Below are 24,432 nucleotides of genomic sequence, written 5' to 3' on the forward strand. Positions count from 1 at the left end.
GCGATAACGGTCAACCGCAGGTCGTTCAGCTTGCCGCGCCGGGGGCGCCGTTCCCAGGCAGCCACGCTCGGCTGAGGCCACCTCGCGGATTTGAGCCCGATGCCGCGACTGACGAACCTGGCGAAGAGTCGTGTCCTACCGGCTCGAGGCGCGGCCAACCGCCCCGCTACGTCCTACTTCTCCTCAGGCTCCCAGGCGCGGAGCAGGTCGAGCAGCCCTGCGTCTCCGTCAACGTGCAAGGAGTCGGCCGGGATACGGTCGTACAAGTAGAGGACCAACTCACTGGCCGTGCCATGGACGGAGGCGCCGGCTGCGTCCGAGTCCTTGCCGGTCGCGGCAGTGGGCGCGGGGATGCGGGTGGAGCGTGCGCCGTCGCCGTCGACCGTGAGGCGCCAGGAGCGGCCCTCGGCGGCGTGGAAGTCGAAGGCGGTGGGCTTGTGCGGCCAGGCACTCGGCGTTGCGCAGACGGTGAACAGGAACTCCTCCACACCGTCGAGTGCCACCTCGACCGGCAGCGGCTGCGGGGTGCCCCCGGTGAGCTGGGCGTCGTACGTGTGCACCGCGGTCTCCTGGGCCCGGTGCCGGGCGACACCGCCGGCGGTTTGCGGTGACTGCGACGCAGGCCACCACGTCCAGCAACCGCTCTCCGGTCCTGCCTCGCGCAGGGCGCTCAGCAGAAGCTGCGTCGACGCGGCCAGCCAGGCCAGCAGGGCCTCACGCTCCCGCGGCACTTCCAGAGCGGCGCGCGCAGCGGTGGCCTCGGCCGGGGGAGCGTCGGCAGGCCCCGCGCCGACGATGGCGGCCCAGAAACGGTCTCCCCCACCCAGATGCTTCACCAGATCGAACAGCGTCCACTCGGGGCAGGTCGGCACCTGTGCGTCGAGACTGGGCGCGGCGGCGACCGCGGCGCGGAAGGCGGTCGACCGTTCATCGATCAGTCGCAGCAGGTCAGGGAACTCAAGATGCTTTTCCACGCCGAATGTCTATCACCGTGCTCCGGTGATCGGACAGCGATTTTCACAGTCGCCGCCGGTTGGCCCATTGCGGACGTCGTCCTCGCCGCCCACCGCTCGGGTGACAAGCTGCGCACCACTGCGAGGACGCTGGTGGTGGCGGTACGCCCGGCGACGTGATCCCCCCGCGTCGAGTCCCCGGTCGTGCACCTGCGCACCGGCGCCGAGCAGCCGATCGTCTTCCCCGAGGTGTGCCCGTCCTGCGGTGACGCCTTCGACAGGTCCCAGGAGCGGTGGCGGTGCGTGCGCGGCCGCGCCTGCCGCGCGATCGCCTCGATCGGCTACGCCGTGGGACGCGACCAGCTCGACGTCGAGGGTCGGTCGTGGTCACCGGGGCGATGACCTGTCGCTGCTGGTGGCGGGCGAGAAGGCCGGCTCCAAGCGGGCCAAGGCCGAGAGCCTGGGCGTGCCGATCGCCACCCCCGAGGAGTTCGCCTGGACGGTCGAGCGGTTCCTGTAGGGGGGCGTGGACCGGGAGGTGCGGTCCACGCCCGCGTGGCTCAGCAGCCGTTGGTCACGTAGCAACCCTTCACGTACCACTTGCCGCTGTAGTAGGCACCGCTGGTGGCCTTGCTCGTACTGCCCACGTAGACCAGGTTGCCCGGCACGTACGAGCAGGACGAGGTGGAGCAGAAGTAGCCGTAGACCCGGAAGTAGGTCTCAAGCCCGCTGGTGCACCTGACGCTCACCGAGTGGTCGGAGCTCGCGGTCTTGGAACAGCTGCTCACCGCGGCCGCGGGGGAGGCGGTACCGCCGATGAGGGCGGCAGCCCCGAGAGCGATGCCGGCGACGCTGGAGAAGATCTTTTTCGTCATGAGTGTTCATGATCACCGGCAGGGCCGTCCTTGGCAACCGGAAAAGGGGAATGCCAGGACCGAGTGCTTGTCCGCCGGCCGGGCTACGATGAGGACCATCCCTGCTGATGTCGTCGTATGCGGCAACGGCATTCGACTCAGGCGCAGGAGCGTGCGGGCATCGTCACCCCCTTGGTCATCAGCGTGCGACGACATTCCGGCGTGGACGTGGTCCGGCTGGTGGGAGAGCTCGACGGACACACCCTCGGCCGGTTCGCCGCGGCTCTGGAGCCACTGCTGGCGGCTCCACGGCCCAGGGTGGTGGTGGACGTGACCGGGCTCGGCTTCTGCGATTCCGGCGGGCTGCGCGAACTGCTCGGCCTCCAGCGCCGGGCCGAGAGCGCCGGCGGCGCGCTACGCCTGATCGGTGTGCACGGCAGCCTCGCCCGGCTGCTCACCGTCGCTCAGCTGGTCGACCGGTTCCCGCCGTACGACAGCCTGGAACACGCCTGCAGCTGGCCGGCCACCGCCTGAGAGCCTCGGTCCGGCACCCGCTCGGCGCCGGCCGTGCCGGCCCTACTCCGTCGCCTCACCCGCTCCAGCGCCTCGCCCGACCGAGTCCGCGGCGGCTTGGGCCAGGGCACGGACCAGAGGGCTCTCGCCGGCGGTGCGCCACACGAGGGCCCATCGGCAGGGGGCGGCGTCGCGGATGGGCACGAAGGCGAGGCTGGGCCAGGAGTAGTAGTGAGCCGCCTCGGCCGCGACCCCGGCGACGGCCTCGCCGGAGGAGACGACGGAGAGCACCTCCTGCCAGGTGGACACCTTGGGAGCGTGGCGAATGGGGCGGCCCGACGGCGTGTGGAAGGGGGCGAGAGTCTCCTCCATGTACGGGGGGATCGACGTGCCCGCCGCCACGACGCAATCGGCGAGGTCTTCCAGGCAGATGGAGTCGTACCCGGCGTACCGGTGGCCGGCGGGGACCATCAGCATCACCTGAGAGGTGTGGGTGATCGGGCCGACGGTCAGGTCGGGCTCGCGGATCGGCAGCCACAGCAGCGCGACATCGACCCCGCCGGAGCGGAGCAGTTCGAGCGGGGAGGGCGGCTGGACTTCGCGGTGTTGCAGCCGGACACCCGGGTGGCGGGTCTTGAACAGGTCGAGGATGGCGCCGATCTCCAGGGACAGCGGGCCCATCGTGCCCAGGGTCAGCGTTCCCACGGTGCCGCGGACGGCGCTCCTGGCGGCCTCGATCCCGTCCATGATCTGCCGGTACCCGGATCCCACGTCATGCAGCAGTTGCTCGCCGAGCGGGGTGAGGCGGACCGTGCGGGAGGTGCGGTCGAACAGCGTCGCACCGATGCGCCTCTCCTGCTTGCTGATCACCTGGCTGACCCGGGACGGGGTGATGTGCAGCCGCTCGGCCGTCCGGCCGAAGTGCAGCTCCTCGGCCAGCGTCAGGAAGATCTCGATGTCCCTGAGCTCCATCACCCGTCCCGATCGTCAACCTGAGACTCAACGCATCGTTGAGCCCACGCTCAACGATGGTGAATCTACCGCTCGACGACGCGTCGCGGGGACCTGCCTGGTCGACGCCCGCACGGCCGGGCGCGCTTCTGGACGTCATCGCGGTCACTCTGAGGCACGAACAACCCAAAGGGTGATAGAAGAGACCATCAGCCAGCAGGTGCGATGACGGAGGGAGCCCGGTCATGGAGGTGTCAGGTCAGGATGCCGGGCGCTCCTGGACCATGTCGGACGGAGGTTTGGGGCGGCTGCAGGATCTCTGCGACGCGGGGGCGTACGTGGCGGACGACCGGGGCCGCATCATCGAGGTCACGCCTCAGGCCGAACGCCTGCTGCGCCGCACCGCCGGGGAGATGCTCGGCCGCGACGCCCACGACCTGCTGCACCGGGGAAGGTACGGTGAGCCCCTGCCGCGGAGCCGGTGCAGGATGAGGCGGCCGCTCATCACCGGCAGGACCGCGCAGGGAGAGCAGCAGTGGTTCGTGCGCGGGGACGGCGTGCTGATGCCGGTCTCCTGGATGGTCGCCGCCTGCCGGCTCGGCGAGGGCACGCGGGGAGCATTGGTGATCTTCCATGAGACCGCCTCCTCCGCGTCCGGCGCGCAGGAGCCGGCCGGCGCCGCCGCCTCGATGTCGGAGCTCGACCGGCTGGCCCTGCTGGCGGAGACCACCTCGACGCTCACCGCGAGCCTCGACGTGGAAGAGACCCTGCGTCAGCTGATGCGCCTGGTCGTCCCGCTGCTGGCCGACTGGACGGTGGTGGACCTGCTCACCGAGGAGGGCGGGGTGTCGCGGGCCGCCGTGGTGCACTACGAGGACGGCGCCCTGGTGCACCATGAGGAGCTGGAGGGGCCGATGCCCCCCGTCCCGCAGGAGTCCCCCATGCCCCTGTCGCGGGCATTGCGCGGAGTCACCGCGACGCTGGCGGGCCCGGAGACCTACCAGGGGCCTCCCGACTCCGGCATCGCGGTCGCCCAGCAGGAGCTGTTCCAGGCGACCGGCATGCACTCCGCGTGCATCGCGCCGATCCGCGGCGTGCGGGAGGTCGTCGGGGCCCTGACGCTGGGGCGCTCCGATCGGCCCGGCGCGTTCACCACCGCCGACCTCCTGCTGGTCGAGGACATCGCCCGCCGGGCGGGGCTCGCGCTGGACAACGCGCGCCTGTACGAGCGGCAACGGCGGGTGGCCGAGACCATGCAGCGCCACCTGCTGCCGCAGCTGCCGATGGTGCCCGGGCTGGAGATGAGCGCGTCCTACCGGCCCGCGCCCCACGCCTCGCAGGTCGGCGGCGACTGGTACGACGCCTTCGTCCTGCCCGACGGCGCGACCGCCCTCGTGATCGGCGACGTGGTCGGCCATGACCTGGACGCCGCGGCCGGCATGGCGCAGGTCTGCAACATGCTGCGCGCGTACGCGGGCGGCCAGCAGGACCGGCCGAGCGTGATCGTGGACCGGCTCGACCAGGCGGTGGCGCGCATGGCCGAGACCACGATGGCCACCGTCGTGTTCGCCGGGCTGGAGTCTCGGGAGGACGGCGGATGGCGGCTGCGCTGGACCAACGCCGGCCATCCGCCGCCGCTCCTGGTGGAGCAGGACGGGCGCACCCGCTTCCTGGAGTCCGGGCACGGCCTCCTGCTGGGCACCGGCATACGCATTCCCCGGGTCGACGCCACCATCGAGCTGCCGCCCCGGTCCACCCTGGTGTTCTACACCGACGGCCTGATCGAGTCGCCCACCCACTCCATCGACGACGGGATGGCCCGGCTGAGGCGGCACGCCGCCTCGATGGCCCAGCGCCCCGTCACCTCCCTCGGCGACGCGCTCCTCGACCGCGTCCGCCCGGCGGACAACGACGACGACGTCGCCCTGCTCATCGTGCGCGTTCCCGGCTGACGCCGTCGCGGCGTCGCCGGCCGCTCCGCAGTTCGGCAGGCGGGCCGGTCACGCGGGCAGGCCGGCGCCGTCCAGCAGGGCGCTCGCCGTCGCGACGGCGAGGCCGTCGAGGCCGCACGCCTGCACGACCGCCCGCGCGCTCGACCCGTCGAACACGACGGTCAGCTGCCGGGCCAGCAAGGCGGGGTCCTCCGCTCCGCCGCGCTCGGCCTCCTGCTGGAAGAACGCGGTCAGCGCGTCCTTGCGCCGGCGGGCCACCACGCTGGCCGGGTGCTCGGGCGACTTGACCTCCACCGCCGCCGACACGAGCGGGCAGCCCCGGAAGTCCGGTGCCGCCGCGGCCTCCTCCAGGCGTTCGAACACGTGCATGATCCGCGCGCGCGGCGGCCGGCCGTCGGCGGCGGGGGGCAGCAGGTAGGCCTCGTAGGCGGGCGCGGCGCGCTCGAGGCTCGCCGCCACCACCTCGTCCTTGCCGGCGAACAGCTGGTACATCGAGCGCTTCGACACCCCCGCCGTACGGCACAGCGTCTCGATGCCCACGCCGACGCCCTCCCGGTAGAAGAGCTCCGCCGCGGCGTCGAGCAGACGATCACGGGTGGAGGCGCGAGGTGCCGGCGTGGCCGCCGCCGGGGACGGCGTGGTGGTCGGGGCCGGCGTCGGATCGGTCATGCGCCAAGGCTACATCCCGGTTTGCACTTTGGAAACCGAACGGTTTACGCTGCGAGGAAACCGATCGGTTTCCAAAGCGAGGAGTACCTCATGACCAGCATCAAGGGCTCGGTGGCGATCGTCACCGGCGGCAGCCGCGGCATCGGCAAGGCATTGGTGGAGACGCTCTACCAGCGCGGCGCCGCGAAGGTCTACGCGACGGCCCGCGACCCCCGCACGGTCACCCACCCGGACGCGGTCCCGCTGGCCCTGGAGGTCACCGACCCCGCCTCCGTGGCCGCGGCCGCCGCCCAGGCTCCGGACGTGAACATCCTGATCAACAACGCCGGAACCTCGTCCGGGGCCACGTTCCTCGACTCCCCCGTCGACGACGTCCGACGCGAGTTCGAGGTCAACTTCTACGGGCCGCTGCTCGCCACCCGCGCCTTCGTCCCGGTCCTCGAACGCAACGGCGGCGGCCACATCCTCAACATCCACTCGGCGCTGTCCTGGATCACGATGCCCGGAGTGGAGGCCTACAGCGCGTCCAAGTCCGCGCTGTGGTCGCAGACCAACGCGCTGCGCCTGGTGCTGCGGCCCCGCGGCATCAACGTCAGCGGGCTGCACGTCGGCTATGTCGACACCGACATGACCACCGGCATCGACGCTCCCAAGGTCTCCGCGCAGAGCGTCGCGGAGCAGGCGCTGGACGGCATCGAGGCCGACGCCGCCGAGATTCTCGCCGACGACCTGAGCCGCCAGGTCAAGGCGGGTCTCTCCGCCGACCTCGCCGTCCTGTACTCCCAGTTCACCGGCTGAGAACGGCGGGCGGCACCGATGTCAGGCGGCCGGCTCCATGATCACGCAGCAGTTGTCGGGGCAGGGCCGCAGCCGGGCGGTGAACTGCCCGGTCGCGTCCAGGCCGTCGAGGTAGCCGTGGGCCAGCGCGAGGTTGACCGAGCAGACCAGGTCCGTGTTCACCGCGCGCATCCGCTGGAACGGGCAGTTGGTCAGCAGCACGGTGCCGCCGTCCGCGGCGGGCTCGTAGCCGAGGCTGCCGAGCAGCTCCCACAGAGTGTCCGGAGCGGGGTGCCCGGCGGCCAGCTGACGGCCGCGCCGCACCGCCACCCGGGTGGCCGCCTGGGCGAAGGATTCGGGCGGCCGGTGCTCCTGCGCCGCCTGCAGCAGGATCTCGGCGAGCAGCTCGTAACGCCGCGGCGGCACGGAGGCGCTCAGCTCGCGGGCGGTGGCCCGGTAGCGCTGGGCGGGGCGGCCCCGGCGACCGGTGCCGGCCGCGTCGGCGACCACCTCGACGAGGCCGGTCTGTTCGAGCTTGTCCAGGTGGAAGGCCGCGAGGGTCCGCCCCATGTCGAGGGCCTGGCAGATCTCCTGACGGGTGCACGCACGGGCGGCGCCGGCCAGGAACGCGTAGATGCGCGCCCGCTGCGGCTCGGACAGCAGGCCCAGCGCTTCGAGATCTCCCGGCATGGCCCCCATGCCAACCACCGTAGCCCACCGGAGCATTTTTGCCAATGATGGTTGACTAAAATAGGGCCGGACGGAATATTGAGCATGAGTGTTGGCGAAAATGCCGGCGCACCGGACCTCCCACCGTCCGAGCAGAGCAAGGAGAGAGCCATGACCGTGCTGGCCTGGGACGGCAGCGACACCACGACCGAGCCATCCCCCCTCGACCACCCCACCGGGGACGCGCCGGAGGTCGACCTCCTGGCGGCGCAACGGGCGGTCGGCGACCTGCTGCGCGCCATGGGCCGCGACCCGCACACGCCGCATCTGCGCGACACCCCGCGGCGCGTGGCCACCGCCTTCGCCCAGATGCTCACCCCGGCCCCGTTCACGCTCACGACGTTCCCCAACGACGAGCACTACGACGAGCTGGTGCTGGTCACCCGCATCCCGTTCTCGTCCCTGTGCGAGCACCACCTGCTGCCCTTCTCCGGCCTGGCCCATGTCGGCTACCTGCCCGGCGACCGCATCGTGGGCCTGTCCAAGCTCGCCCGCGTGGTCCAGCACTTCTCCGGCGACCTGCAGGTCCAGGAACGCCTCACCGTCCAGATCGCCGACTTCCTCGACCAGAGCCTGCGACCCAAGGGCGTCGGCGTGATCCTCGAAGCCGAGCACCTGTGCATGTCCCTGCGGGGCGTCCAGGCCGTCGGCTCGCGCACCGTCACCTCGCGCCTGGTCGGGACCCTGCGCGACGATCCCCGCTCGCGCCAGGAGTTCATGGCCCTGACCGGGGCGAGGACACCGGGCGACTGACGGCGGCGCCCGCGATCCCGGTTGCGCCTCGGGCTGGACGCGTAAGAGATCGTCAAGCAGGGGGCCGCACCGACGCTGGGGACGGCCGCCGCTGACCGGCCGGAACCACCGGGTGGCGGGAGGCGCGATACTGAGCCGATGACCACTGATGCCCAGCGGCAGGAATGGGCCGACCCCGGCGGCCTCACCGTCGGCCGAACGGCCGCGCTCGTCGGCGTCAGCGTGAAGACCCTGCACCACTGGGACGCCATCGGACTGGTGTGTCCCAGCGGGCGCACCTGGTCGGGGTACCGGGTGTACTCGGACGACGACGTCGCCCGGATCCACCGGGTCCTGGTCTACCGGGAGCTGGGGTTCCCCCTCGCCGAGATCGGCCGGATCCTCGACGACCCGGAGGCCGACGCGCGCGACCACCTGCGCCGGCAACGGTCACAGCTCGTGGAGCGCATCTCCCGCCTGCAGCAGATGCTCGGCGCGGTCGACCGCATGATCGGGGCGTCGAGCACCGGGATCCGGCTGACTCCGCAACAGCAGGTCGAGATCTTCGGCGACGACTGGCAGCCCGGCTGGGCCGAGGAGGCCGAGGCCCGCTGGGGCGACACCGCGCAGTGGGCCCAGTACGCCGAGCGGGCCGCCGCGCTGACTCCGGAGGACTGGAAGGAGGTCGCCGCCTCGGTCGAGGCTTTGAACGCCGACCTCGCCGCCGCCGCCCGCGCCGGCGTCGCACCCGGGTCCGGCGAGGCCAACGCCCTCGCGGAGCGGCACCGCGCCTCGATCGCGCGGTACTTCGACTGCACCCACGCGATGCACGTGTGCCTGGGGCGCAAGTACACCGGCGATCCCGGGTTCACCGCGTTCTACGACGCGCTCACGCCCGGCCTGGCCGTCTGGCTGCGCGACGTGATCTTCGCGAACGCCGAGGCCCACGGCGTCCACCCGGAGTCCGCCACCTGGGAGTGACACCCGCCGTCCCCTTGCCACGATCGGATTCCCATGACTGACGACACGTTTCTCGACCACGTCGCCGACCGGCTCGCCGACCTGCCCGCCGTACGCGCCGTGTCCCTCGGCGGCTCGCGCGCCGAAGGCACCCACGCCCCTGACAGCGACTGGGACCTGGCCGTCTACTACCGGGGCGGGTTCGACCCGGCCGGCCTGCGGGCCGTCGGCTGGGACGGCGAGGTCTCCGAGATCGGCGGCTGGGGCGGCGGCGTCTTCAACGGCGGCGCCTGGCTCACGATCGAGGGTCGCCGTGTCGACGTCCACTACCGGGACCTCGACGTCGTCGAGCACGAACTCGCCGAGGCCCGGCAGGGCCGCTTCCACTGGGAGCCGCTGATGTTCCACCTCGCGGGCATCCCCAGCTACCTGGTGGTCGCCGAACTCGCCGTCAACCGGGTCCTGCGCGGCACGCTGCCGCGTCCGGACCATCCGCGGGCGCTGCGCGAGGCGGCACCGCCGGTGTGGCGGGGACGGGCGGCCATGACACTCCGGTACGCCGAAGCCGCGTACGCGCCGCGTGGCCAGGTCACCGAGGTGGCGGGCGCGCTGGCCACCGCCGCCATGCAGGAGGCGCACGCGGTGCTGGCCGAGCGCGGCGAGTGGGTCACCAACGAGAAGCGGCTCCTGCTGAGGGCCGGCCTGCGCGGCGTCGACGCGATCGTGGCCGGGCTGCGACCGGAGCCCGAAGCCCTCACGCGGGCGGTCGCCGAGGCGGAGGCCTTGTTCGCGGCCGCCGCCCGGCGGTGACGGGGTGGCCGAGCGTCCGGCGGGGACGGGTGGCCGAGCGCCCGGGTCAGCGCAGCGCCTCCTCCAACGCGGTGACGATCCGGCGCACGTCGGCGTCCGTCGTACGCCAGTTGCTGAACGCGGCCCGCAGCGCCGGCACCCCGTCGTACACGGTGGGCGTGACGAAGACGTCGGGCGCCAGCCGCCCGGCCAGGTCCGCGAGCCGCTCGGCGGTGGGGTCGGCGGCCAGGGTGAAGCAGACGACGTTCAGCCGGACGGGCGCCAGCAGGCGCAGGCCGGGCAGGTCGCCGACGGCCTCGCCGAGGGCGCGGGCGCAGGCGACGCAGCGCTCGACGATCTCGCGATGGCCGTCCCTGCCGTAGGCGTTGAGCGTGAACCAGGCGGCCAGGGCGCGCAGGCGGTGGGAGTTCTCCGGGGTGAGATGCACCGTGTCCGGCGTGTCGCCGAGCGGCCCCAGGTAGGCGGCCGCGTTCTGGAACACGGCCGCCTGCAGGTCGCGGCGGCGGGTGAACTGCACGGCGCTGTCATAGGGGACGTTCAGCCACTTGTGCAGGTCCACGCAGACGGAATCGGCCAGGTCCAGCCCGTCCACCAGGTGCGCGTGCTCCGGCGACAGGGCGGCGAAGCCCCCGAACGCGGCGTCCACGTGCAGCCAGAAGCCGTACCGCTCACGGAGCGCGGCGACGGCGCGCAGGTCGTCGAAGTCGACGGTGTTGACCGTTCCCGCGTTGGCCACCACGACGCACGGCCCGTCGATCTCCCGCAGCGCCGCCTCCAGCGCGGCCGGGTCCACCGCCTCCCGGCCGGGCAGCACCGGCACCCGCACCAGCGCCCGCCGGCCCAGCCCCAGCATGGACAGTCCCTTGGCGACGCTGGAGTGCGGGCTGCCGGACAGCACCCGCACCGGCCCCAGGGCGGCCGCCCCCTCCTCGGCGGGTGACACGCCGCGCCGCTCCCCCAGCCACTCCCGGGCGATGGCCAGGCCGACGGCGTTCGACATGGTGGCGCCGCTGACGAACGTGCCGTGGTGCGCGCCGGACAGCCCGAACAGCTCCCGCAGCCAGCCGAGGGTCTCCCGTTCGAGAGCCTGGCCGGTGCCGTCCAAGGAGGAGTTGGAGTTCTGGTCCCACGCGGCGGTCAGCCAGTCACCGGCCAGCGCCGCGGGGGTCACGCCGCCCGTCACGAACCCGAGGTAGCGCGGCCCCGCGCTGCTCGACAGGCCGGGCTCCCAGCGCCGGGCGAACTCCTCCAGCGCCGCCCGCGTCCCCACCCCGCGCGCGGGCAGCGTCACCGCGCCGGGGGTGGCGGGTGCCGCGGGGAGGACCTCCCGCTCGTCGAGGGCGCCCAGCAGCGCCTCGGCGTGCCGCCGGACGCTCTCCAGCAGGGCGGGCAGCTCGTCCCGGTCGGCGGCAAGTCCCGTGAACACGTCGATCTCCGTTCTGTCCCAGTACGTCTTTCTGCCCGCGCATCGTACGGCGCGTCCTGCCGCGTCGCCGTGCGGACAGGGACGACGGTACGCCGGGGCGGCCGGGTCGCCCGGCCTCCTGTCAGGGCTCCATTGTCCGAGGAGACCGTATCGAACGTGGGGACGCCGATCGTCTGGCGCGGGTGCTCGAAGGGGGCGCCGAGGCGACCTGGATGATGCTGTCAGGACCTTTCAAACGGATCTCCAGGACTCCACCGTCGCTTCGGCGATGGCCTTGATGCGATCCCCGTACGCCAGATGGCCGTCGCACACGAAGCTGCCGTCCCTGAACGGCAACCCGCTGAACGAGGCGCCGAAGCGGCCGGGAGGTTCGCCGTCCGGGAGCGGTGCGTAGGCCGCCAACGGCGCCAGGTCGTAGCCCAGCCGTACCCGGTGGTTGTTGCGTGCCACCTGATGAGCCGCCAGCCGGAGCAGCGCGTCAAGCCCCTGATCCACGTAGAGCTGCAACTGGCGGAACTGGTCGTCGAGGTACTTCTCGTGAGCTCTGGAAGGATGCTGCAGGAGATAGGTCACGACCACGGGCGCGTGCCACCTGTACATCTGCGGATCCGACTGCTCCTCGGCCAGGATCCCGTGGTAGTAGTCCACGCACATGCCCAATGGGCCGGCCGTCGCACCGCAGTCGCACCGGCCCGTCATGGAGGTGTTTGCCATGGGCTGCACCATAGGTGGCCGACCCCGGCCTTGACGACGGGTTATCGCGCGTGATGGCGGGCTCGTCGGTGTCGGGAACACCCCTACGGCTCCGACCCTGACCGGCCGCCGTGACGGCCGGCCGGGTCAGCGGAAGTCGGTGATGCGGAACACCGCCAGCATGTCGGCGGCCCTGGAGCTGGGTGAGAAGGACGCTTCGGCGCCGACCCACCCGCGGAAGGCGCCCTTGTCGTCGATGATCTGCATGAGCGGTTTGACGTGGGAGTTGCCGGTGTAGCAGAACTCGCCGCGCTCCATCGCCAGACAGGTGCACCAGTGCCACAACGTGTCACGGCGATCGGAGTTGGAGATCTTGGTGAGGTAGTACTGGATGGAGCTGACGTTCGCCTTCGTCCCGCCCCCGTAGTTGGGGCAGCCGCCCGACTTCTGGCAGGCGCCCGTGGACGACGGCTGCAGGTAGGTCAGGCACCAGGTGGTGCTCGCGCAGGTGCGGAAGGAGGAATGGGCGAACTTCTGACCGCTGGAGGTGACGATCTTGCCGCCCGCCGAGCTCGCCAGATCCTGCCTGAGCGCACCGGGGAACGCCTTCACCGAGCTCATCGCGCGCCGGGTGCCGAGGGCCGCGTTGCTGCCGTACCCGTAACCGTGGGTGGCCAGCGTGCTGTGCTTCAGGTCCAGACGAGCGAGCGTGCCGTCCGGGGAGGGCCGCACGGACCACTGCTCGGTCCACGTCTGCGCGATGTTCCACCGGATGCTCACCACGTCACCGGACAGGGTGTACGTGCCGGTGCGGTTCTCGTCGGGGGCGCCGGTGAAGCCTCCGGCGGTGAGCACCTCGCAGGTACGGGGGCGCGATTGGACACCGCCGGCCTTGGTGGTGCAGCCGGAGTCGGGGGTGGTGCCGGTGCGCTGCCTGGCCTCGGGATGGCGCTGCCACCACAGGTACAGGGCCGCGGTCACCGTGCCGTCGGTGGCGAAGCGGTAGCTGCCGAGTCGTACCCAGTTCTGGCTGGACCCGGCCTCCAGGTGTCCTTGCGAGACGACGTAGGTCGCCTTGCCGCCCGGCAGGGCAGCCGTGGAGGCGGCGGCCGGCCAGGGGGCGGCCGCGCAGGTGAGAAGGAGGGTGAGGGCCGCTGCCGCGATGGAACGGACCGCGCGCATGAAGTCTCCCGATCGTCCACGGACTATGCCGACGTGCGCGAGCGACGATATCCGATCTCCATCGGAAAAGCGCCGGATCATACTGTCGGCCAGGGTGATCGGGACGTCGTGGCATGGGAGGGCCGGTTCGCGTGCGCGCACTGCGGTGTGGCGCTGACCTCGCCGTTGTCGCGGATCGCGCTCCCCGACCATGCGCATCGCCAGTACGGTCACGAGTTGCTTTCCCGCGTGCCTGGAGCCCCAGACATACGCGTCCGGTCCCGGGCCGCGTGACGGAGCGCGGCGGGCGTACCGGCCCTGAGGAGGCCGCGATGCGCTGCTCTGGCTCAGGCGGTCGTACACCGGCGTACGCATCACGCAGACGGTGGTATTCGGAACTCTGCGTTGATCTTGTGCGTACAACGGCGCGTCGAGTAACGTCGCAGCGTTGAAGCGCTTTCCGCCGACGTAACGCGGTTCATCGTCACGGTGTTTTCGTCAGGGTGGCTTCCGCATCCCGCCGGCGCTCGCGCGAGCACGGCCGATCACCGCCGCACTTCTCCTTCCGTCATGCTGTTCCGCGCTGCCCGAAAAGAATCGAAGTGGATACATGGCATCGTCCGACATGCGCGCCAGGAGCGCGAAAGGGAAAGCATCGCGACTGCTGGCCGTGGCTCTTACCGGAGTCCTCTGCGTGAGCGTGGGGGCGACCCCCGCGTACGCGCACTGGAACGGGACCGGCCAGCTCATCGCCCGCATCGGCATCTACCCCTACAACTACAACAGCACCTGGCAGACGCCGATGAACAAGGCGCTGGCCAACTGGAACGCCACGTCCTCCCCGGCCGACCTGTACAAGAACAGGTACTCCGGCTCCACGATCACCGTGAAGTCGTACCGGAACACCTGGTACGGGCATTACACCAGGTGCGGCGACAGCTGCCTGTACATCAAACTGAATGTGCGCACCATCAACCGGGACGCGAACAACTTCTCCAACTACGTGACGGGCGTCCTCGTCCACGAGTTCGGCCACGCGCTGAACCTCGCGCACAACAGCACCACCTCCATCATGAACAGAAGCAGAAACCGCGACTCGATGACCAAACCGCAGGCGCACGACGTCTCGGACGTCAACGCCTATTACTGATCGGCTTCGATCGACGATATTCACGAGAAGAACGGAGTCGAAGCCGATGAAGGCTGCAATACGGCGGCTCGGCGTGGTCGCCCTGGCCGCGCTGTTCCTGTCCGCGTGCTCGGCGGAGGACACGACGGTCCTCTACGAGGCCGACTACCCGGCCTACGACAGCGCCGACGCGCTGTTCGCCGGCTCGAAGCTGGTGATCGAGGGCCGGCTGACCGGGCTCAAACGCGTCATGACCGAGGTCGAACCCGAGGACGACGCCACCGAGACCGACCCTCAGCTGAACCCGAACGCCGGAGCCACGCCCGACGGCGCGACCCCGCCCGCGGGTCCGCCCACCGTCATGACGGTCAGTTCGGTCGAGATCCTCAGGGTGCACAAGGGGCTCGCCCGGGTCGGCCAGGTCATCCAGGTGAAGGAGCTCGGCGGCACCCTCGACGGCGTGACCTACGAGGAGGCGGACACGACGCCGTTGAGGTCGGGCGTCACCTACATGCTGTTCCTGGAGACCTATCCCGACTCGCCGGCCTCGCTGCTCAACCCGGAGCAGGCCAAGTACGTCGTCACCTCGGCGGGCACCTACTCGGCCATGCCGGAGAACTCGATCAAGCTCGACGACACCGACGTCCAGCGGCTGTCGGTCAAGGAGTAGGACGCGGGATGTCCGCCGGTCCAGGCCCGCACCGCACCTCCCGGGGGTTCGGGGCGGGTCGAGGATCTGGCGAGCAGCGACGAAGGGGAACGATCCAGCCGGACGAATGACGCGCCTCGCACGGACACAGTCGCCGCCTCCGCCCCGCCGGGAAGCGCACCATTGACGGATCCCGATCGCAAAGTTACGGTCGGGCCCGTAATCGCGCACGAACGAACACCCGCGGAGGTGGTGCTGTGCGGCATTCCCTGGAGGGCCCCTTGGCGCAGCCGGTCCGGCAGCACGCTCGACGCCCGTTCACCCGCACGGAAGGCGGAGGCGCGTGAGGCGCGCCCTGCGCGCAGCGGCGGCCACGGCGCTCCTGGCGGCGCTCCTCGCGACGCCGTTCACGCCGGCGGCCGCGGCCGACCTGCAGATCGTCAACGGAGGGTTCGACGACGGGCTGGCCGGCTGGAGCGGCTCGCACAGCCAGGGCGGCGTCGACGCCGTCACCTGGGAGGGACGGACCACGGCGCGCGTCACCGACGCCGACCCCGGCGCCGCCTACGGCCGGGAGAGCATGCCCGGCCTGCCCGCCACTGCGGGAACCCGCTACACCCTGAACGCCCAGGTCTGGGCCGACAGCGGCACAGCGTACCTGTACCTGCGCTTCAGGGACGCCTCCGGCCGTCTCCTCGCCGGCGGCGGCAACGCCTCGGCGACGGGCCGGCGGTGGAACCGCGTCACGACCTCGGGCGTCGCGCCCGACGGCACGGCCACCGTCTCGGCGCTCGTCTACTCGGGCGTGGCCGACGTGGGCACCGCCTACTGGGACGAGGTGCTGATCACCTCGAAGGTGACCGATCTGGGGGTGCAGATCGAGAGCAGCGTGCCGAACGCCACCACGTTCTCGGGCGGCAGCGCCTACGCCGTCTACACCGGCACCGCCGACGTCAACCCGCAGCTCGCCGTGGTGGACCTGGCCACCGGGCAGGTGACCCGGAAGATCACCATTCCCGACTCCGCGGCCACGCCGACCGTCGGCGGCTGGGCGGCGGCCACGGCCACCGACGGCAGCGTCTACCTCGGCACCTATCCCAGCGCCAAGCTCTACCGGTACGTCCCCGGCCAGTCCGCGGTCACCGACCTCGGCCGGGCGGAGGGCGGGTACGCGTTCATCTGGGACCTGGAGCCGGGCGCGGACGGGAAGGTGTACGGCGGCACCTACAACGACGGCCGTTACTTCATGTACGACGGCGGCGCGTTCACCACGATGGGGAGCGTGCCGGTCGTGGCGGGCGCCCAGTACGTGCGCAGCCTCGCCCACGACCCGGCCGCCGACGCCACGTACCTGGGCACCGGCACGAACGCCGGGCTGGTCAGGTTCGACAACGTCACGGGGCGGGTGGACGACCTCCTGCCGGCCGCCTACGCGCACAACTCCATGGTGGGCGGGCTCACCTGGACGGGCGGCCGGCTGTTCGCCTGGATCGACCGCACCCTGCTCGTCCTGCGGGTCACCCGCCAGGCCGACGGCTCGTACACCGCCGCCACCGACGCCGCGATCACCGACGTGGACCTGCACCACTCGCCGGCCCGCGACGGCAAGGTGTGGTTCGTCCGGGACGGCCTGCTGCACTCCTACGACGTGGCCACCGGTTCCGTCCAGGCGACCTCCGTACGCCCCGGCCTCGACGTCACCGGCTACACCTGGTCCGGCGGCACGCTGGTCGGCCTCGGCGCGGCCTCGGACGGCACGAGGATCTTCACGTACGACCCCGCGACGGGCCGCTGGAGCAGCCGGGTCGTCTCCGGCGCCCCCGTGCTGCCCGCCGCGATCAACGCGCTCGGCGCGGGACCCGACGGCAAGATCTACACCGGCGGCTACCTGACGGGCGGCACCGGCGTCTACGACCCGATGCGGGGCGACGGCGACGAGAGCCGGCCGGACAGACGGACCCTCAACGGGCTCAGCCAGACCGACAGCCTGATGGCCCACGACGGGCTGCTCTACGTCGGCGCCTACCCGTCGGCCAAGCTCTACAGCTACGACCCGGCGGGCCCCTGGCCGCCCACGCTCCGGTACACCGGCGGCGAGGCGGGCGACAAGGCCGACGACTGCGAGCCGGGCAAGGGGCCGCCGCCCCAGGACCGGCCGTACGCGCTGGCCGCCGGGCCGGACGGGACCGTCTACATGGGCACGGTCCCGAAGTACGGCAAGCGCAGCGGCGCCCTCACCGTCTGGAAGGAGGGCACGGCCGGGCGGACCTTCTGCGTGGCGCCGGACCAGTCCGTCGTCTCGCTGGCCTACGCGGGAGGGAAACTGTTCGGCGGCACCTCCACGCGCGGCGCCCTGGGCGTGGACCCGGTCTACGCGCCGGGGGCGTCGGCCACGCTGTTCTCCTTCGACCCGGCCACCAGCGCCGTGCGCACGTATCCGCTCCCGCTGACGGCGCCCAGGGCGGTCACGGCCCTGGCCGAGGTGGACGGCGAGCTGTGGGGCCTGGCGGGCGGCTCGCTGGTCACGCTCGACCCGGCGCGGCCCACGGCGATCACGGCGAAACGGCTGTTCCCCGACCCCGACTACGCCGCCCAGTCCAGCCGCGCCTGGCGTGACGGGAGGCTGCTGACCGTGGCCCAGGATCCGGACCACGTGTACGGGACGTTCGGCGACCAGATCTTCTCGATCGAGAAGTCGACGAAGGCCATGACCGTGCTGCTGACGGACTCCGGGATGGAAGGGCTCACGGCCGACGGGTTCGGCAACCTCTACTACAAGGTCAACGAGCGGCTGTTCCGGCTCGCCCTCCCCCGCCCGTGAGGGACCCCGTGCGCTGAGAAGGCCCCGGTCCTGTCAGGCCGGCGGGAGTTGCTGCCGGTACGCGGACAGGGGCAGGGCCGTCTTGGTGGCGACGAACTCGACGATCCGGTAGTCGGCCACCTTGTCCACGACGAAGGGGTCGGTCGCCACGAGGGCCTCGACGGCCGTGCGGTCCTCGCCGACGGCGACGATCACTCCCCCGTCCCGCGGCACCTTGCGTCCTGAGGCGATGAAGATCCCGGCCTCGTACTGCTCGTCCAGCCACGCGACGTGGTCCGCCAGGACGCCGTCGACACGCTCGGCGGGCACGGTGTAGGTGAGCTCGAGGATGAACATGCCGGACACCCTAGCCAGGGGTGTCCGGGCGGTTCACGGCCGGGGCGGGGAATCCGCGAGGACCTTGGCGAACGCCTCCGCGACGTCCGCGGCGCGGGCCGGGTCGTCCATGAGCATCGCCTGGCGCACCCACACCACGTTCCCGGCGGCCGCCGTCGCGGCCGGGCACGGCTCGGCGCGGGCCCCGGCCCGGGTCAGGGCGTCCATCGTGCCCAGCGGAGGGTAGCCGGCGTCGAGCGGCACCCCTTCGGCGGCCATGGCGGCGAGCAGGAAGTCACGCTCGACCGAGGCGTCGACGCGGAGCATGAGCAGGTGCCGGGAGTCGCGGGTGGTGCCGGGCGGCCGCGGCGCCACGGTCACCGGCCGGGCCGGGCCGTCCGCCGGGAGGCGGTCCAGCTCGCGTTCGAGGGCCGCGCAGAAGGCGTCGCGGCGGGCGATCTCGTCGTCCAGCCGGTCCAGCCAGGGCAGCAGCAGCGCGGCCTGCAGGTCGGTGAGCCGCAGGTTCCAGCCGACGGACGGGTGGCCGTACCACTGGCCGCCGGGCCTGCGGCCGAGGTTGCAGACCGACCAGATCGCCTCGTACGCCGCCTCGTCCGGGCAGACGATCAGGCCGCCCTCGCCGGCGGTCATCGCCTTGCTCGCCTGGAAGCTGTAGACGCCCGCGTGGCCGAGGCCGCCGACCGGCCGGCCGCGGTACTCGGCGCCGTGGGCCTGCGCGGCGTCCTCGACGACGGCCAGGCCGTGCCGGGCCGCCAGGGCGTTCAGGGGGTCCATGTCGGCGGGGCTGCCAGCCAGGTGGACGGGCATGACGGCCGCGGTCCGGTCGGTCACGGCGGCCCGTACGGCGTCGGGCGACAGGTGCAGGTCGGCCGGGTCCACGTCGGCGATCACGGGGACGGCGCCGGCGAGCAGCACGGAGGTGGCCGAGGCGACGAAGGTGTAGGCGGGCACGATCACCTCGTCGCCCGGCCCCACCCCCAGGCCGCGGAGCGCGGCGAACAGGCCGAGCGTGGCGTTGCCCACGGCCACCCCGTACGGGACCGCCGATCTGCGGGCGAAGGCGGCGGCCAGGTCGTCGGCGACGCCGCCGCCCTGGGTGGCCCCCCACCGGCCGCTGTCGAGGACCTTGCCGACCAGCGCGCGCTGGGCGTCGTCGAGGGGAGGCGGCCAGGACGGCCACGGGGCGGTGCGGACGGGCGGGCCGCCGTGCAGGGCGAGGGTCACGGGAGTTCCCTTCCGGTACGGGAGTCAGGCGAGGCGGGGGCCGAGGAGGCGGGCCAGGTTGCCGCCCTGGACGAGCGCCCGGTCGGCGTCGGTGAGCGGGGCGAGGGCGACACGGCCGTACCCGGTCCTCAGGTCGAGGAAGCAGGCGTCGGAGCCGAACACCACGCGCCCGGCCCCGATGGTGGCGGCCAGCCGGGCGATCCAGCGGCCGGTCATCCGGGAGCCGCACACCTCGAGGTAGAGGTTCGGGTGGCCCTCGGCGAGGCGGGCCGCGCGGGCGAACCCGTACGGCCAGAGCCCGGTGTGGCCCATGAGGAGGGGCACGTCGGGGTGGCGGGCGGCGACGGCGGCGAACCGGGCGGGGTCGCTCCACGGCGAGTCGGTCTGGCCGTGGGCGAGCACCGGCAGGCCGAGCCGCCAGACGGGCTCGTAGAGAGGGTCGTCGAGGGGGCACTGGTGGACGTCGGGATGCAGCTTGACCCCCCACACCCCGCCGGTGCCCAGGGGGGTGCGGTGGTGCGGGTTGTAGACCTGCCAGACGCCGAACCGGCCGGGAAAGCGGGCGGCGACGTCCAGGGCCAGCCGGTTGCCGCCCTCGGCGTCGGGGCCGACGGCCAGCAGGTGGCTGATGCCCATCGCGGCGACGCCGATCCGGTCCATGGTCGCGACCAGGCCCTCGGCGGTCGGGTCGGGGATGAGGAAGTCGGGCCACGTGCCGACGTGCCCGTGCGCGTCGAGGACCGGGGCGCCGCTCACAGCAGGCTCTCCAGCGAGCCCGCGGCGATCAGCTCGACCTCCGCCGGCTCCAGGTCGAGGTGGTCGAGCAGGAAGCGGGGGCCGCAGTCGTCGGCCACCGGCGCCCCGGTGCCGAACACGAGCCGCCCGGCGCCGAAGCGCCGGGCCAGCCACTCGACGCCGCCCTGGGTGTTGACGGTGCCGATCTCCACCCACACGCGCGGCGCCGCGGCCATGAGCTCCGCGAGGGCGCGCAGCCCCCGGTAGCCCGGGTTGAGGACGAGCAGCCGCAGGCCGGGCAGCCGCTCGGCGAGGACGCGGAGCCGCGCGGGCGGGGTCTCGTCCAGGTCGATCGCGACGGGCAGGTCGAGCTCGGCCAGCCAGCGCAGCGCCACCGGCCCGGTGAGGTCGAAGCGGTGCCGCTCCGGGCAGAGCCTGACCATCCGCGCCCCCCACTCCAGCACCTCGGCGGGCGCCGAGGGCGCGGACGCCCCCGGCACGCCGGGCACCACGACGGGCACCGGGACGAGCCGGGGGTCGTCCAGCCGCAGGAGGGCGTCGTTGCCCGCCTGCGGGTCGGAGTAGAGGCTGAGCGTGTGGGTCACGCAGGCCCGGTCGATGCCCAGCCGGTCCATCTCGGCCCGCGGGTCGGCGGGCAGATCGTCGAACGGCACGGGGCCGATCAGCCGATGGGCATCGAAAACAGATTTCGGCACAGACCGAAACCTAGCTCCCGGCCGGCGGGATGGTCAAGGGCGGGCAGGCCGGGTCGAGCCGGATCTTGGCCAGCTCACGGCCGACGAGCGCCCAGGCGTTCCAGGTGCCGGGCTCGAAGTGCAACTGAGGGTTGGTGTACCACTCGTCGCCGAGGCCGGTGGCCAGCAGCTTCGCCTCGGTGCCCAGCTCGTAGGCGTTCCCGCCGCCGCGGAAGACGGAGGCGAAGAACCTGCCCCGGTGCACGGTCAGCTCGCCGTAGCCGGCGATCGTCCCCTGGCGCACCACCTGGCGCGTGGCCAGGTCGAGGGCGATCCAGGTGCCGGACTCCCGCTTGTAGACGCCGTACAACAGGCCGTCGTGCACCTTGACGTCCTGGAACGTGCGGTGGCCGGGCACCGGGTCCACCGACCAGAGCACCTTGCGGGCGCGCAGGTCGAAGGCGGCGACCGAGGCCGTCGTCCGCGTGGGCGGGGTGCCGCCGGGGCCGACCACGTCGCCGCCCAGGTACACCACGCCCCGCCGCGAGTCGAGCGACAGGCTCATGAGGCTCTGGTCGGGGATGACGTCCACGTACGAGTCCACGTGGCCGGTGTCGGGATCCACCACGGTCAGCGCGCCCTTGAGGTTGGCTCCGAGCGGGGCGCTGGCGACCAGCAGCTTGTCGGTCACGGGGTCGTACTCGATGTCCCACGGCCGCTGCTGGCCGTGGCCCAGGAAGGCGACGCTGCTCACCTTGTCGGTGCGCAGGTCGATGGAGATCACCTGGCCGCTGGGGTAGATGGCGGCGTAGATCTTCTCGCCGCGCCGCACCAGGTCCTTGGGCTCGCCGGGCACCCGGAAGCGGCGCTTGTCCCCGGTGCGCAGGTCGCGGACCTCCATCACGAAGTGACCGCCGACGTAGAGGGCGCGGTTGGGCACGAGCAGCATGCTCTGCACCCGCTCGGTGCCCGGCGGCAGCCCCGCCTCCAGCAGGTCGACGAACTGCGACGTGCCGGTGCTCAGGTCCAGCCACCACAGGCCGCCGCTGCCCGCGAAGCCGAGCAGGGTGTTCGCGTCCAGCAGCCGCAGCAGCCGGCTCTCGTCGCCGGGCGCGGGCGCGTCGGCGACCTTGGTGAACGCCGTGTCTCCGGTCCGGTAGCGGTAGACCGTGCCGTCCGGGCGGGAGGTGGCGTAGACGGTGCCGTCGTCCGTCGCGGACGGGACGTCGAGGGAGCCCTGCTCCAGGGTCACCCGTCGCAGGTCGGTGCCGTCCTTGCGCATGTCGATGAGCTCGCCGCCGGCCGCCGCGAGGACGCGGTCGCCGTGCAGGGTGATGGCTCCCACGCCGGTGGGGGCGCTCGCCAGCTCCCGCACCTGGCCGGTGGCCCGCTCGATGCGCACCAGCTTCGCCTTGTCGAGCAGGCCCGCGTAGACGTAGGTGTCGTCGACGGCGACCGCGCGCACGTACCGCTCGCCCTGGGCCAGGACGCCGAAGTCGCGGACGGCGCCCGTGGCGGGCACGTACTCGAAGACGCGGCCACCGGGGTAGGTGCCCGCGTAGAGGGTGCCGTCGGGGGCGGCGGCCAGGCTCCAGACGAAGCCGCCGTTGCGGCCGAAGGAGCGCAGGTGCTTCACCTCGCCGGTCGCGATGTCGAAGCTGTAGAGGTCGGGCACCGGGTAGGTGCCGACGTACACCTTGCCGCCGGTGACGGCGGTGGCCCATCCGCCCTCGGGCGCGCCCTCGGCCGGGCCGTCGGGCAGTGTGGCGGTCCTGACCACCTTGCGGGTGCTCAGGTCGATGTCGGCGAGCACCGGCGGCTTGGGGCCGCGGGTGACGACGTAGGCGTGGCCGTCGTGGACGGCGGCGCCCACGATCGCGCCGGTGATCGTGGCCGGGCCGTACGTGCGCACGGCCGGGTCGGCGCACGCCGCCGTGGAGGCCGTCATGGTGGCGCTCGCCGGGCCGGGGGCGGCCGTGGCGGCGGGAACGGACAGGGTGGCTGGGAGTAACAGGCCGGCCACGGCGGCCAGGAGACGTCGGAGCACGCCGAGCACCTCAGTTCATTGTTGTTCGATTTTGGTCCAGACCGTAACTATTTGCGCGCAGTACGTCAATGGCATGATGGCCCGCATGACGATTAGGGATGGGGCCGGTACGGCTTTCGACGCGTGGAGGCTGATCGGCGATCTGGAGGTGACGCTCGACGCCGACGTGCTGGTGGGCGCCTACCCGGACCGGGACGGTCCGCCCGGCGCGCCCGGCGAGGTGCTCCGGTCATTGGCCCGCCACCGGATCCGGGCGGGGGCGGTGGCGAGCCTGCGCGCCGCGCTGTTCGACGTCCGGTCCGGCAACGACGAGGCGCTGGCACTGCGCGAGCTGCGGGCGGACGGGTCGTCGTTCGCGCCGGTGGGCACGGTGGACCTGCGCGACCCGGTCGGCGCGGCCCGCGAGCTGGAGCGCCTGGCCGCCGGTGGGGTCCGCGCCGTGCGGCTCTTCCCCGACGAGCAGGGCGTGGAGGCCGGCTTCCCGTCCGTCGGGCACGTCGCGCGCCGCGCGACGGCCCTGGGGCTGACCGTGCTCACCGGGGGCGACGTGCGGAGGTTCTGGCGGCCGTTCGCCGGGATCGGCGCCCGCGTGGTCTTCCTGGACACGCACTTCTACCACCTGGGCGACTTCCTGGTGGTGGCGGCCGACGAGCCGGGCTTCCACACCTCCACCCGCCTGCTCAACTCCCCCGACGCGCTGGAGACCGCCGCGGCGGAGGTCGGCGCGGACCGCCTGCTGTACGGCTCGCGGACCCCGCACGCCGAAGCACTCGTCCCCCTGCTGCGCCTGGCGACCGGCGGGCTCTCGCCCGCCGAGGTCGCCGCGGTGGCCGGCGGCAACGCCAGGAGGCTGCTCTCATGATCATCGACGTGCACGCCCACTGGGGGCCGTGGTTCTTCACCATGGACGTGGCCGAGGCGAGCCTGGCCGCCATGGACCGCTACGGCATCGACCGGGCCGTCGTCTCGGCCACCGAGGCCGTCATCTACGACGCGCCGGCCGGCAACCGCGCCCTGGCCCGGGTGCTGGAGGAGCACGACCGCCTGCTCGGCTACGTCACCGTCAACCCGCGCCGGCTCCGTGAGGCCGCCCACGACCTGGACGCCTACCTGCCCACCGGCAGGTTCGTCGGCGTGAAGATCCACACCGACTACACGGGCTCGCCCGTCACCTCGCCGCAGCTGCGCGACGCCCTGGCGCTCGTCGCCGAGGCCGGATGCCCCGCGCTCGTGCACACCTGGGGCGCCTCCGTGCTCGACCTGGCGCAGGTCTGCCTGGACACGCCGGGCCTGCGGGTGATCGCGGGACACATGGGCGCCGACGGGTTCCGCCACGCGATCGAGGCGGCCGCGGCCTGCGACCGGCTGTACCTGGAGCCCTGCTGGTCGCACGCCCCCGCCGGCCGCATCGCCGAGGTGGCGGCGGCCGTGGACGGGCGGCGGCTGCTGTTCGGCACGGACTCCACGCTGATCGACCCGGCGTCGGCCTTCGGCGCGGTGGCGGCGGCGGGACTCGCCCCCGAGGCGGCCGAGCGGGTGGCCTGGCGCAACGCCGCGGAGCTGTTCGGCATCTGACATCGCCGTTCGGGATCTGGACATTACGGGCAGGCCCGTTA

At 72.5% G+C, this 24,432-nt stretch carries 25 protein-coding genes; 12 read left to right on the forward strand and 13 right to left on the reverse strand.

Going from position 1 to position 24,432, the window contains the following annotated elements; all coding sequences use genetic code 11:
• Positions 1 to 173: 173 nt before the first annotated feature.
• Entirely contained in the window at positions 174 to 974 is an 801-nt protein-coding gene (locus tag MTP10_RS29320; RefSeq protein ID WP_310713139.1) for a maleylpyruvate isomerase family mycothiol-dependent enzyme, read from the reverse strand.
• Between the two features lie 183 nt (positions 975 to 1,157).
• Between MTP10_RS29320 and MTP10_RS29325 the strand changes: the two genes are divergently transcribed.
• The gene (locus MTP10_RS29325) at positions 1,158 to 1,355 is read left to right on the forward strand and encodes a hypothetical protein (RefSeq protein WP_310713140.1); all 198 of its coding nucleotides are present in this window, start codon (positions 1,158 to 1,160) and stop codon (positions 1,353 to 1,355) included.
• A 158-nt stretch (positions 1,356 to 1,513) separates the two neighbouring features.
• On the opposite strand, the gene MTP10_RS29330 is transcribed toward MTP10_RS29325, so the two are convergent.
• Positions 1,514 to 1,828 (reverse strand): hypothetical protein, encoded by a 315-nt coding sequence (locus MTP10_RS29330; RefSeq protein ID WP_310713141.1) that lies wholly within the window; start codon positions 1,826 to 1,828, stop codon positions 1,514 to 1,516.
• A 183-nt stretch (positions 1,829 to 2,011) separates the two neighbouring features.
• Here MTP10_RS29330 and MTP10_RS29335 point away from each other — a divergent pair, with 183 nt between their 5' ends.
• Positions 2,012 to 2,341, forward strand: coding sequence for an STAS domain-containing protein (locus MTP10_RS29335; protein ID WP_310713142.1), 330 nt, complete (start codon positions 2,012 to 2,014; stop codon positions 2,339 to 2,341).
• A gap of 42 nt (positions 2,342 to 2,383) precedes the next feature.
• On the opposite strand, the gene MTP10_RS29340 is transcribed toward MTP10_RS29335, so the two are convergent.
• Complete coding sequence (locus MTP10_RS29340) at positions 2,384 to 3,292, reverse strand: LysR family transcriptional regulator (protein ID WP_310713143.1); 909 nt, start codon at positions 3,290 to 3,292, stop codon at positions 2,384 to 2,386.
• 224 nt (positions 3,293 to 3,516) lie between these two features.
• On the opposite strand from MTP10_RS29340, the gene MTP10_RS29345 reads away from it, so the two are divergent.
• Complete coding sequence (locus MTP10_RS29345) at positions 3,517 to 5,223, forward strand: SpoIIE family protein phosphatase (protein WP_310713144.1); 1,707 nt, start codon at positions 3,517 to 3,519, stop codon at positions 5,221 to 5,223.
• Between the two features lie 48 nt (positions 5,224 to 5,271).
• Here MTP10_RS29345 and MTP10_RS29350 read toward each other — a convergent pair whose 3' ends face one another.
• Positions 5,272 to 5,892, reverse strand: coding sequence for a TetR/AcrR family transcriptional regulator (locus tag MTP10_RS29350; protein ID WP_310713145.1), 621 nt, complete (start codon positions 5,890 to 5,892; stop codon positions 5,272 to 5,274).
• Between the two features lie 90 nt (positions 5,893 to 5,982).
• Between MTP10_RS29350 and MTP10_RS29355 the strand changes: the two genes are divergently transcribed.
• Positions 5,983 to 6,690 (forward strand): SDR family oxidoreductase, encoded by a 708-nt coding sequence (locus tag MTP10_RS29355; protein ID WP_310713146.1) that lies wholly within the window; start codon positions 5,983 to 5,985, stop codon positions 6,688 to 6,690.
• 21 nt (positions 6,691 to 6,711) lie between these two features.
• Here MTP10_RS29355 and MTP10_RS29360 read toward each other — a convergent pair whose 3' ends face one another.
• A complete protein-coding gene (locus tag MTP10_RS29360) occupies positions 6,712 to 7,368 on the reverse strand; it encodes a helix-turn-helix domain-containing protein (protein ID WP_310713147.1) in 657 nt (218 codons plus the stop codon).
• Between the two features lie 141 nt (positions 7,369 to 7,509).
• Here MTP10_RS29360 and folE point away from each other — a divergent pair, with 141 nt between their 5' ends.
• The 3 genes from folE (at position 7,510) to MTP10_RS29375 (ending at position 9,900) form a co-directional block, all read left to right on the forward strand.
• Positions 7,510 to 8,151 (forward strand): GTP cyclohydrolase I, encoded by a 642-nt coding sequence (gene folE / locus MTP10_RS29365; RefSeq protein WP_310713148.1) that lies wholly within the window; start codon positions 7,510 to 7,512, stop codon positions 8,149 to 8,151.
• A 138-nt stretch (positions 8,152 to 8,289) separates the two neighbouring features.
• Positions 8,290 to 9,111 carry a MerR family transcriptional regulator gene (locus tag MTP10_RS29370; RefSeq protein ID WP_310713149.1) on the forward strand — a complete coding sequence of 274 codons (822 nt, stop codon included), beginning with the start codon at positions 8,290 to 8,292 and terminating at the stop codon, positions 9,109 to 9,111.
• Positions 9,112 to 9,144: 33 nt separating this feature from the next.
• On the forward strand, positions 9,145 to 9,900 hold the full coding sequence (locus tag MTP10_RS29375; RefSeq protein ID WP_310713150.1) for a nucleotidyltransferase domain-containing protein: 756 nt from the start codon (positions 9,145 to 9,147) through the stop codon (positions 9,898 to 9,900).
• A gap of 46 nt (positions 9,901 to 9,946) precedes the next feature.
• On the opposite strand, the gene MTP10_RS29380 is transcribed toward MTP10_RS29375, so the two are convergent.
• The 3 genes from MTP10_RS29380 to MTP10_RS29390 form a co-directional block, all read right to left on the reverse strand.
• Positions 9,947 to 11,326: a pyridoxal-dependent decarboxylase gene (locus MTP10_RS29380; RefSeq protein WP_310713151.1), complete on the reverse strand. Its 1,380-nt coding sequence runs from the start codon at positions 11,324 to 11,326 to the stop codon at positions 9,947 to 9,949.
• A gap of 231 nt (positions 11,327 to 11,557) precedes the next feature.
• Positions 11,558 to 12,040 carry a DUF5946 family protein gene (locus tag MTP10_RS29385; protein WP_310713152.1) on the reverse strand — a complete coding sequence of 161 codons (483 nt, stop codon included), beginning with the start codon at positions 12,038 to 12,040 and terminating at the stop codon, positions 11,558 to 11,560.
• 126 nt (positions 12,041 to 12,166) lie between these two features.
• Complete coding sequence (locus MTP10_RS29390; protein WP_310713153.1) at positions 12,167 to 13,201, reverse strand: hypothetical protein; 1,035 nt, start codon at positions 13,199 to 13,201, stop codon at positions 12,167 to 12,169.
• A gap of 673 nt (positions 13,202 to 13,874) precedes the next feature.
• Between MTP10_RS29390 and MTP10_RS29395 the strand changes: the two genes are divergently transcribed.
• From MTP10_RS29395 to MTP10_RS29405, 3 genes are all read left to right on the forward strand, one after another.
• A complete protein-coding gene (locus tag MTP10_RS29395; protein ID WP_310713154.1) occupies positions 13,875 to 14,330 on the forward strand; it encodes a matrixin family metalloprotease in 456 nt (151 codons plus the stop codon).
• Between the two features lie 46 nt (positions 14,331 to 14,376).
• Positions 14,377 to 14,979 carry a hypothetical protein gene (locus tag MTP10_RS29400; protein WP_310713155.1) on the forward strand — a complete coding sequence of 201 codons (603 nt, stop codon included), beginning with the start codon at positions 14,377 to 14,379 and terminating at the stop codon, positions 14,977 to 14,979.
• A gap of 322 nt (positions 14,980 to 15,301) precedes the next feature.
• Entirely contained in the window at positions 15,302 to 17,779 is a 2,478-nt protein-coding gene (locus MTP10_RS29405) for a hypothetical protein (RefSeq protein WP_310713156.1), read from the forward strand.
• 33 nt (positions 17,780 to 17,812) lie between these two features.
• Here the strand turns inward: MTP10_RS29405 and MTP10_RS29410 are convergent, their stop codons facing one another.
• The 5 genes from MTP10_RS29410 to MTP10_RS29430 are packed head-to-tail and all read right to left on the reverse strand — an operon-like array spanning position 17,813 to position 22,816.
• Positions 17,813 to 18,115 (reverse strand): YciI family protein, encoded by a 303-nt coding sequence (locus MTP10_RS29410; RefSeq protein ID WP_310713157.1) that lies wholly within the window; start codon positions 18,113 to 18,115, stop codon positions 17,813 to 17,815.
• Positions 18,116 to 18,148: 33 nt separating this feature from the next.
• A complete protein-coding gene (locus tag MTP10_RS29415) occupies positions 18,149 to 19,339 on the reverse strand; it encodes a DegT/DnrJ/EryC1/StrS family aminotransferase (protein ID WP_310713158.1) in 1,191 nt (396 codons plus the stop codon).
• A 24-nt stretch (positions 19,340 to 19,363) separates the two neighbouring features.
• The gene (locus MTP10_RS29420) at positions 19,364 to 20,095 is read right to left on the reverse strand and encodes an amidohydrolase family protein (protein ID WP_310713159.1); all 732 of its coding nucleotides are present in this window, start codon (positions 20,093 to 20,095) and stop codon (positions 19,364 to 19,366) included.
• On the reverse strand, positions 20,092 to 20,790 hold the full coding sequence (locus MTP10_RS29425) for an amidohydrolase family protein (protein ID WP_310713160.1): 699 nt from the start codon (positions 20,788 to 20,790) through the stop codon (positions 20,092 to 20,094). The genes MTP10_RS29420 and MTP10_RS29425 overlap by 4 nt, the downstream gene beginning before the upstream one ends.
• A gap of 10 nt (positions 20,791 to 20,800) precedes the next feature.
• A complete protein-coding gene (locus tag MTP10_RS29430; RefSeq protein ID WP_310713161.1) occupies positions 20,801 to 22,816 on the reverse strand; it encodes a PQQ-binding-like beta-propeller repeat protein in 2,016 nt (671 codons plus the stop codon).
• A gap of 85 nt (positions 22,817 to 22,901) precedes the next feature.
• Between MTP10_RS29430 and MTP10_RS29435 the strand changes: the two genes are divergently transcribed.
• Both MTP10_RS29435 and MTP10_RS29440 read left to right on the forward strand, forming a co-directional pair.
• A complete protein-coding gene (locus MTP10_RS29435) occupies positions 22,902 to 23,678 on the forward strand; it encodes an amidohydrolase family protein (protein ID WP_310713162.1) in 777 nt (258 codons plus the stop codon).
• The gene (locus tag MTP10_RS29440; RefSeq protein ID WP_310713163.1) at positions 23,675 to 24,391 is read left to right on the forward strand and encodes an amidohydrolase family protein; all 717 of its coding nucleotides are present in this window, start codon (positions 23,675 to 23,677) and stop codon (positions 24,389 to 24,391) included. Before MTP10_RS29435 ends, MTP10_RS29440 begins: the two co-directional genes overlap by 4 nt.
• Positions 24,392 to 24,432: the final 41 nt, after the last annotated feature.

This window comes from Nonomuraea sp. 3-1Str, assembly GCF_031570565.1.
In the GTDB taxonomy this organism is placed as follows: domain Bacteria; phylum Actinomycetota; class Actinomycetes; order Streptosporangiales; family Streptosporangiaceae; genus Nonomuraea.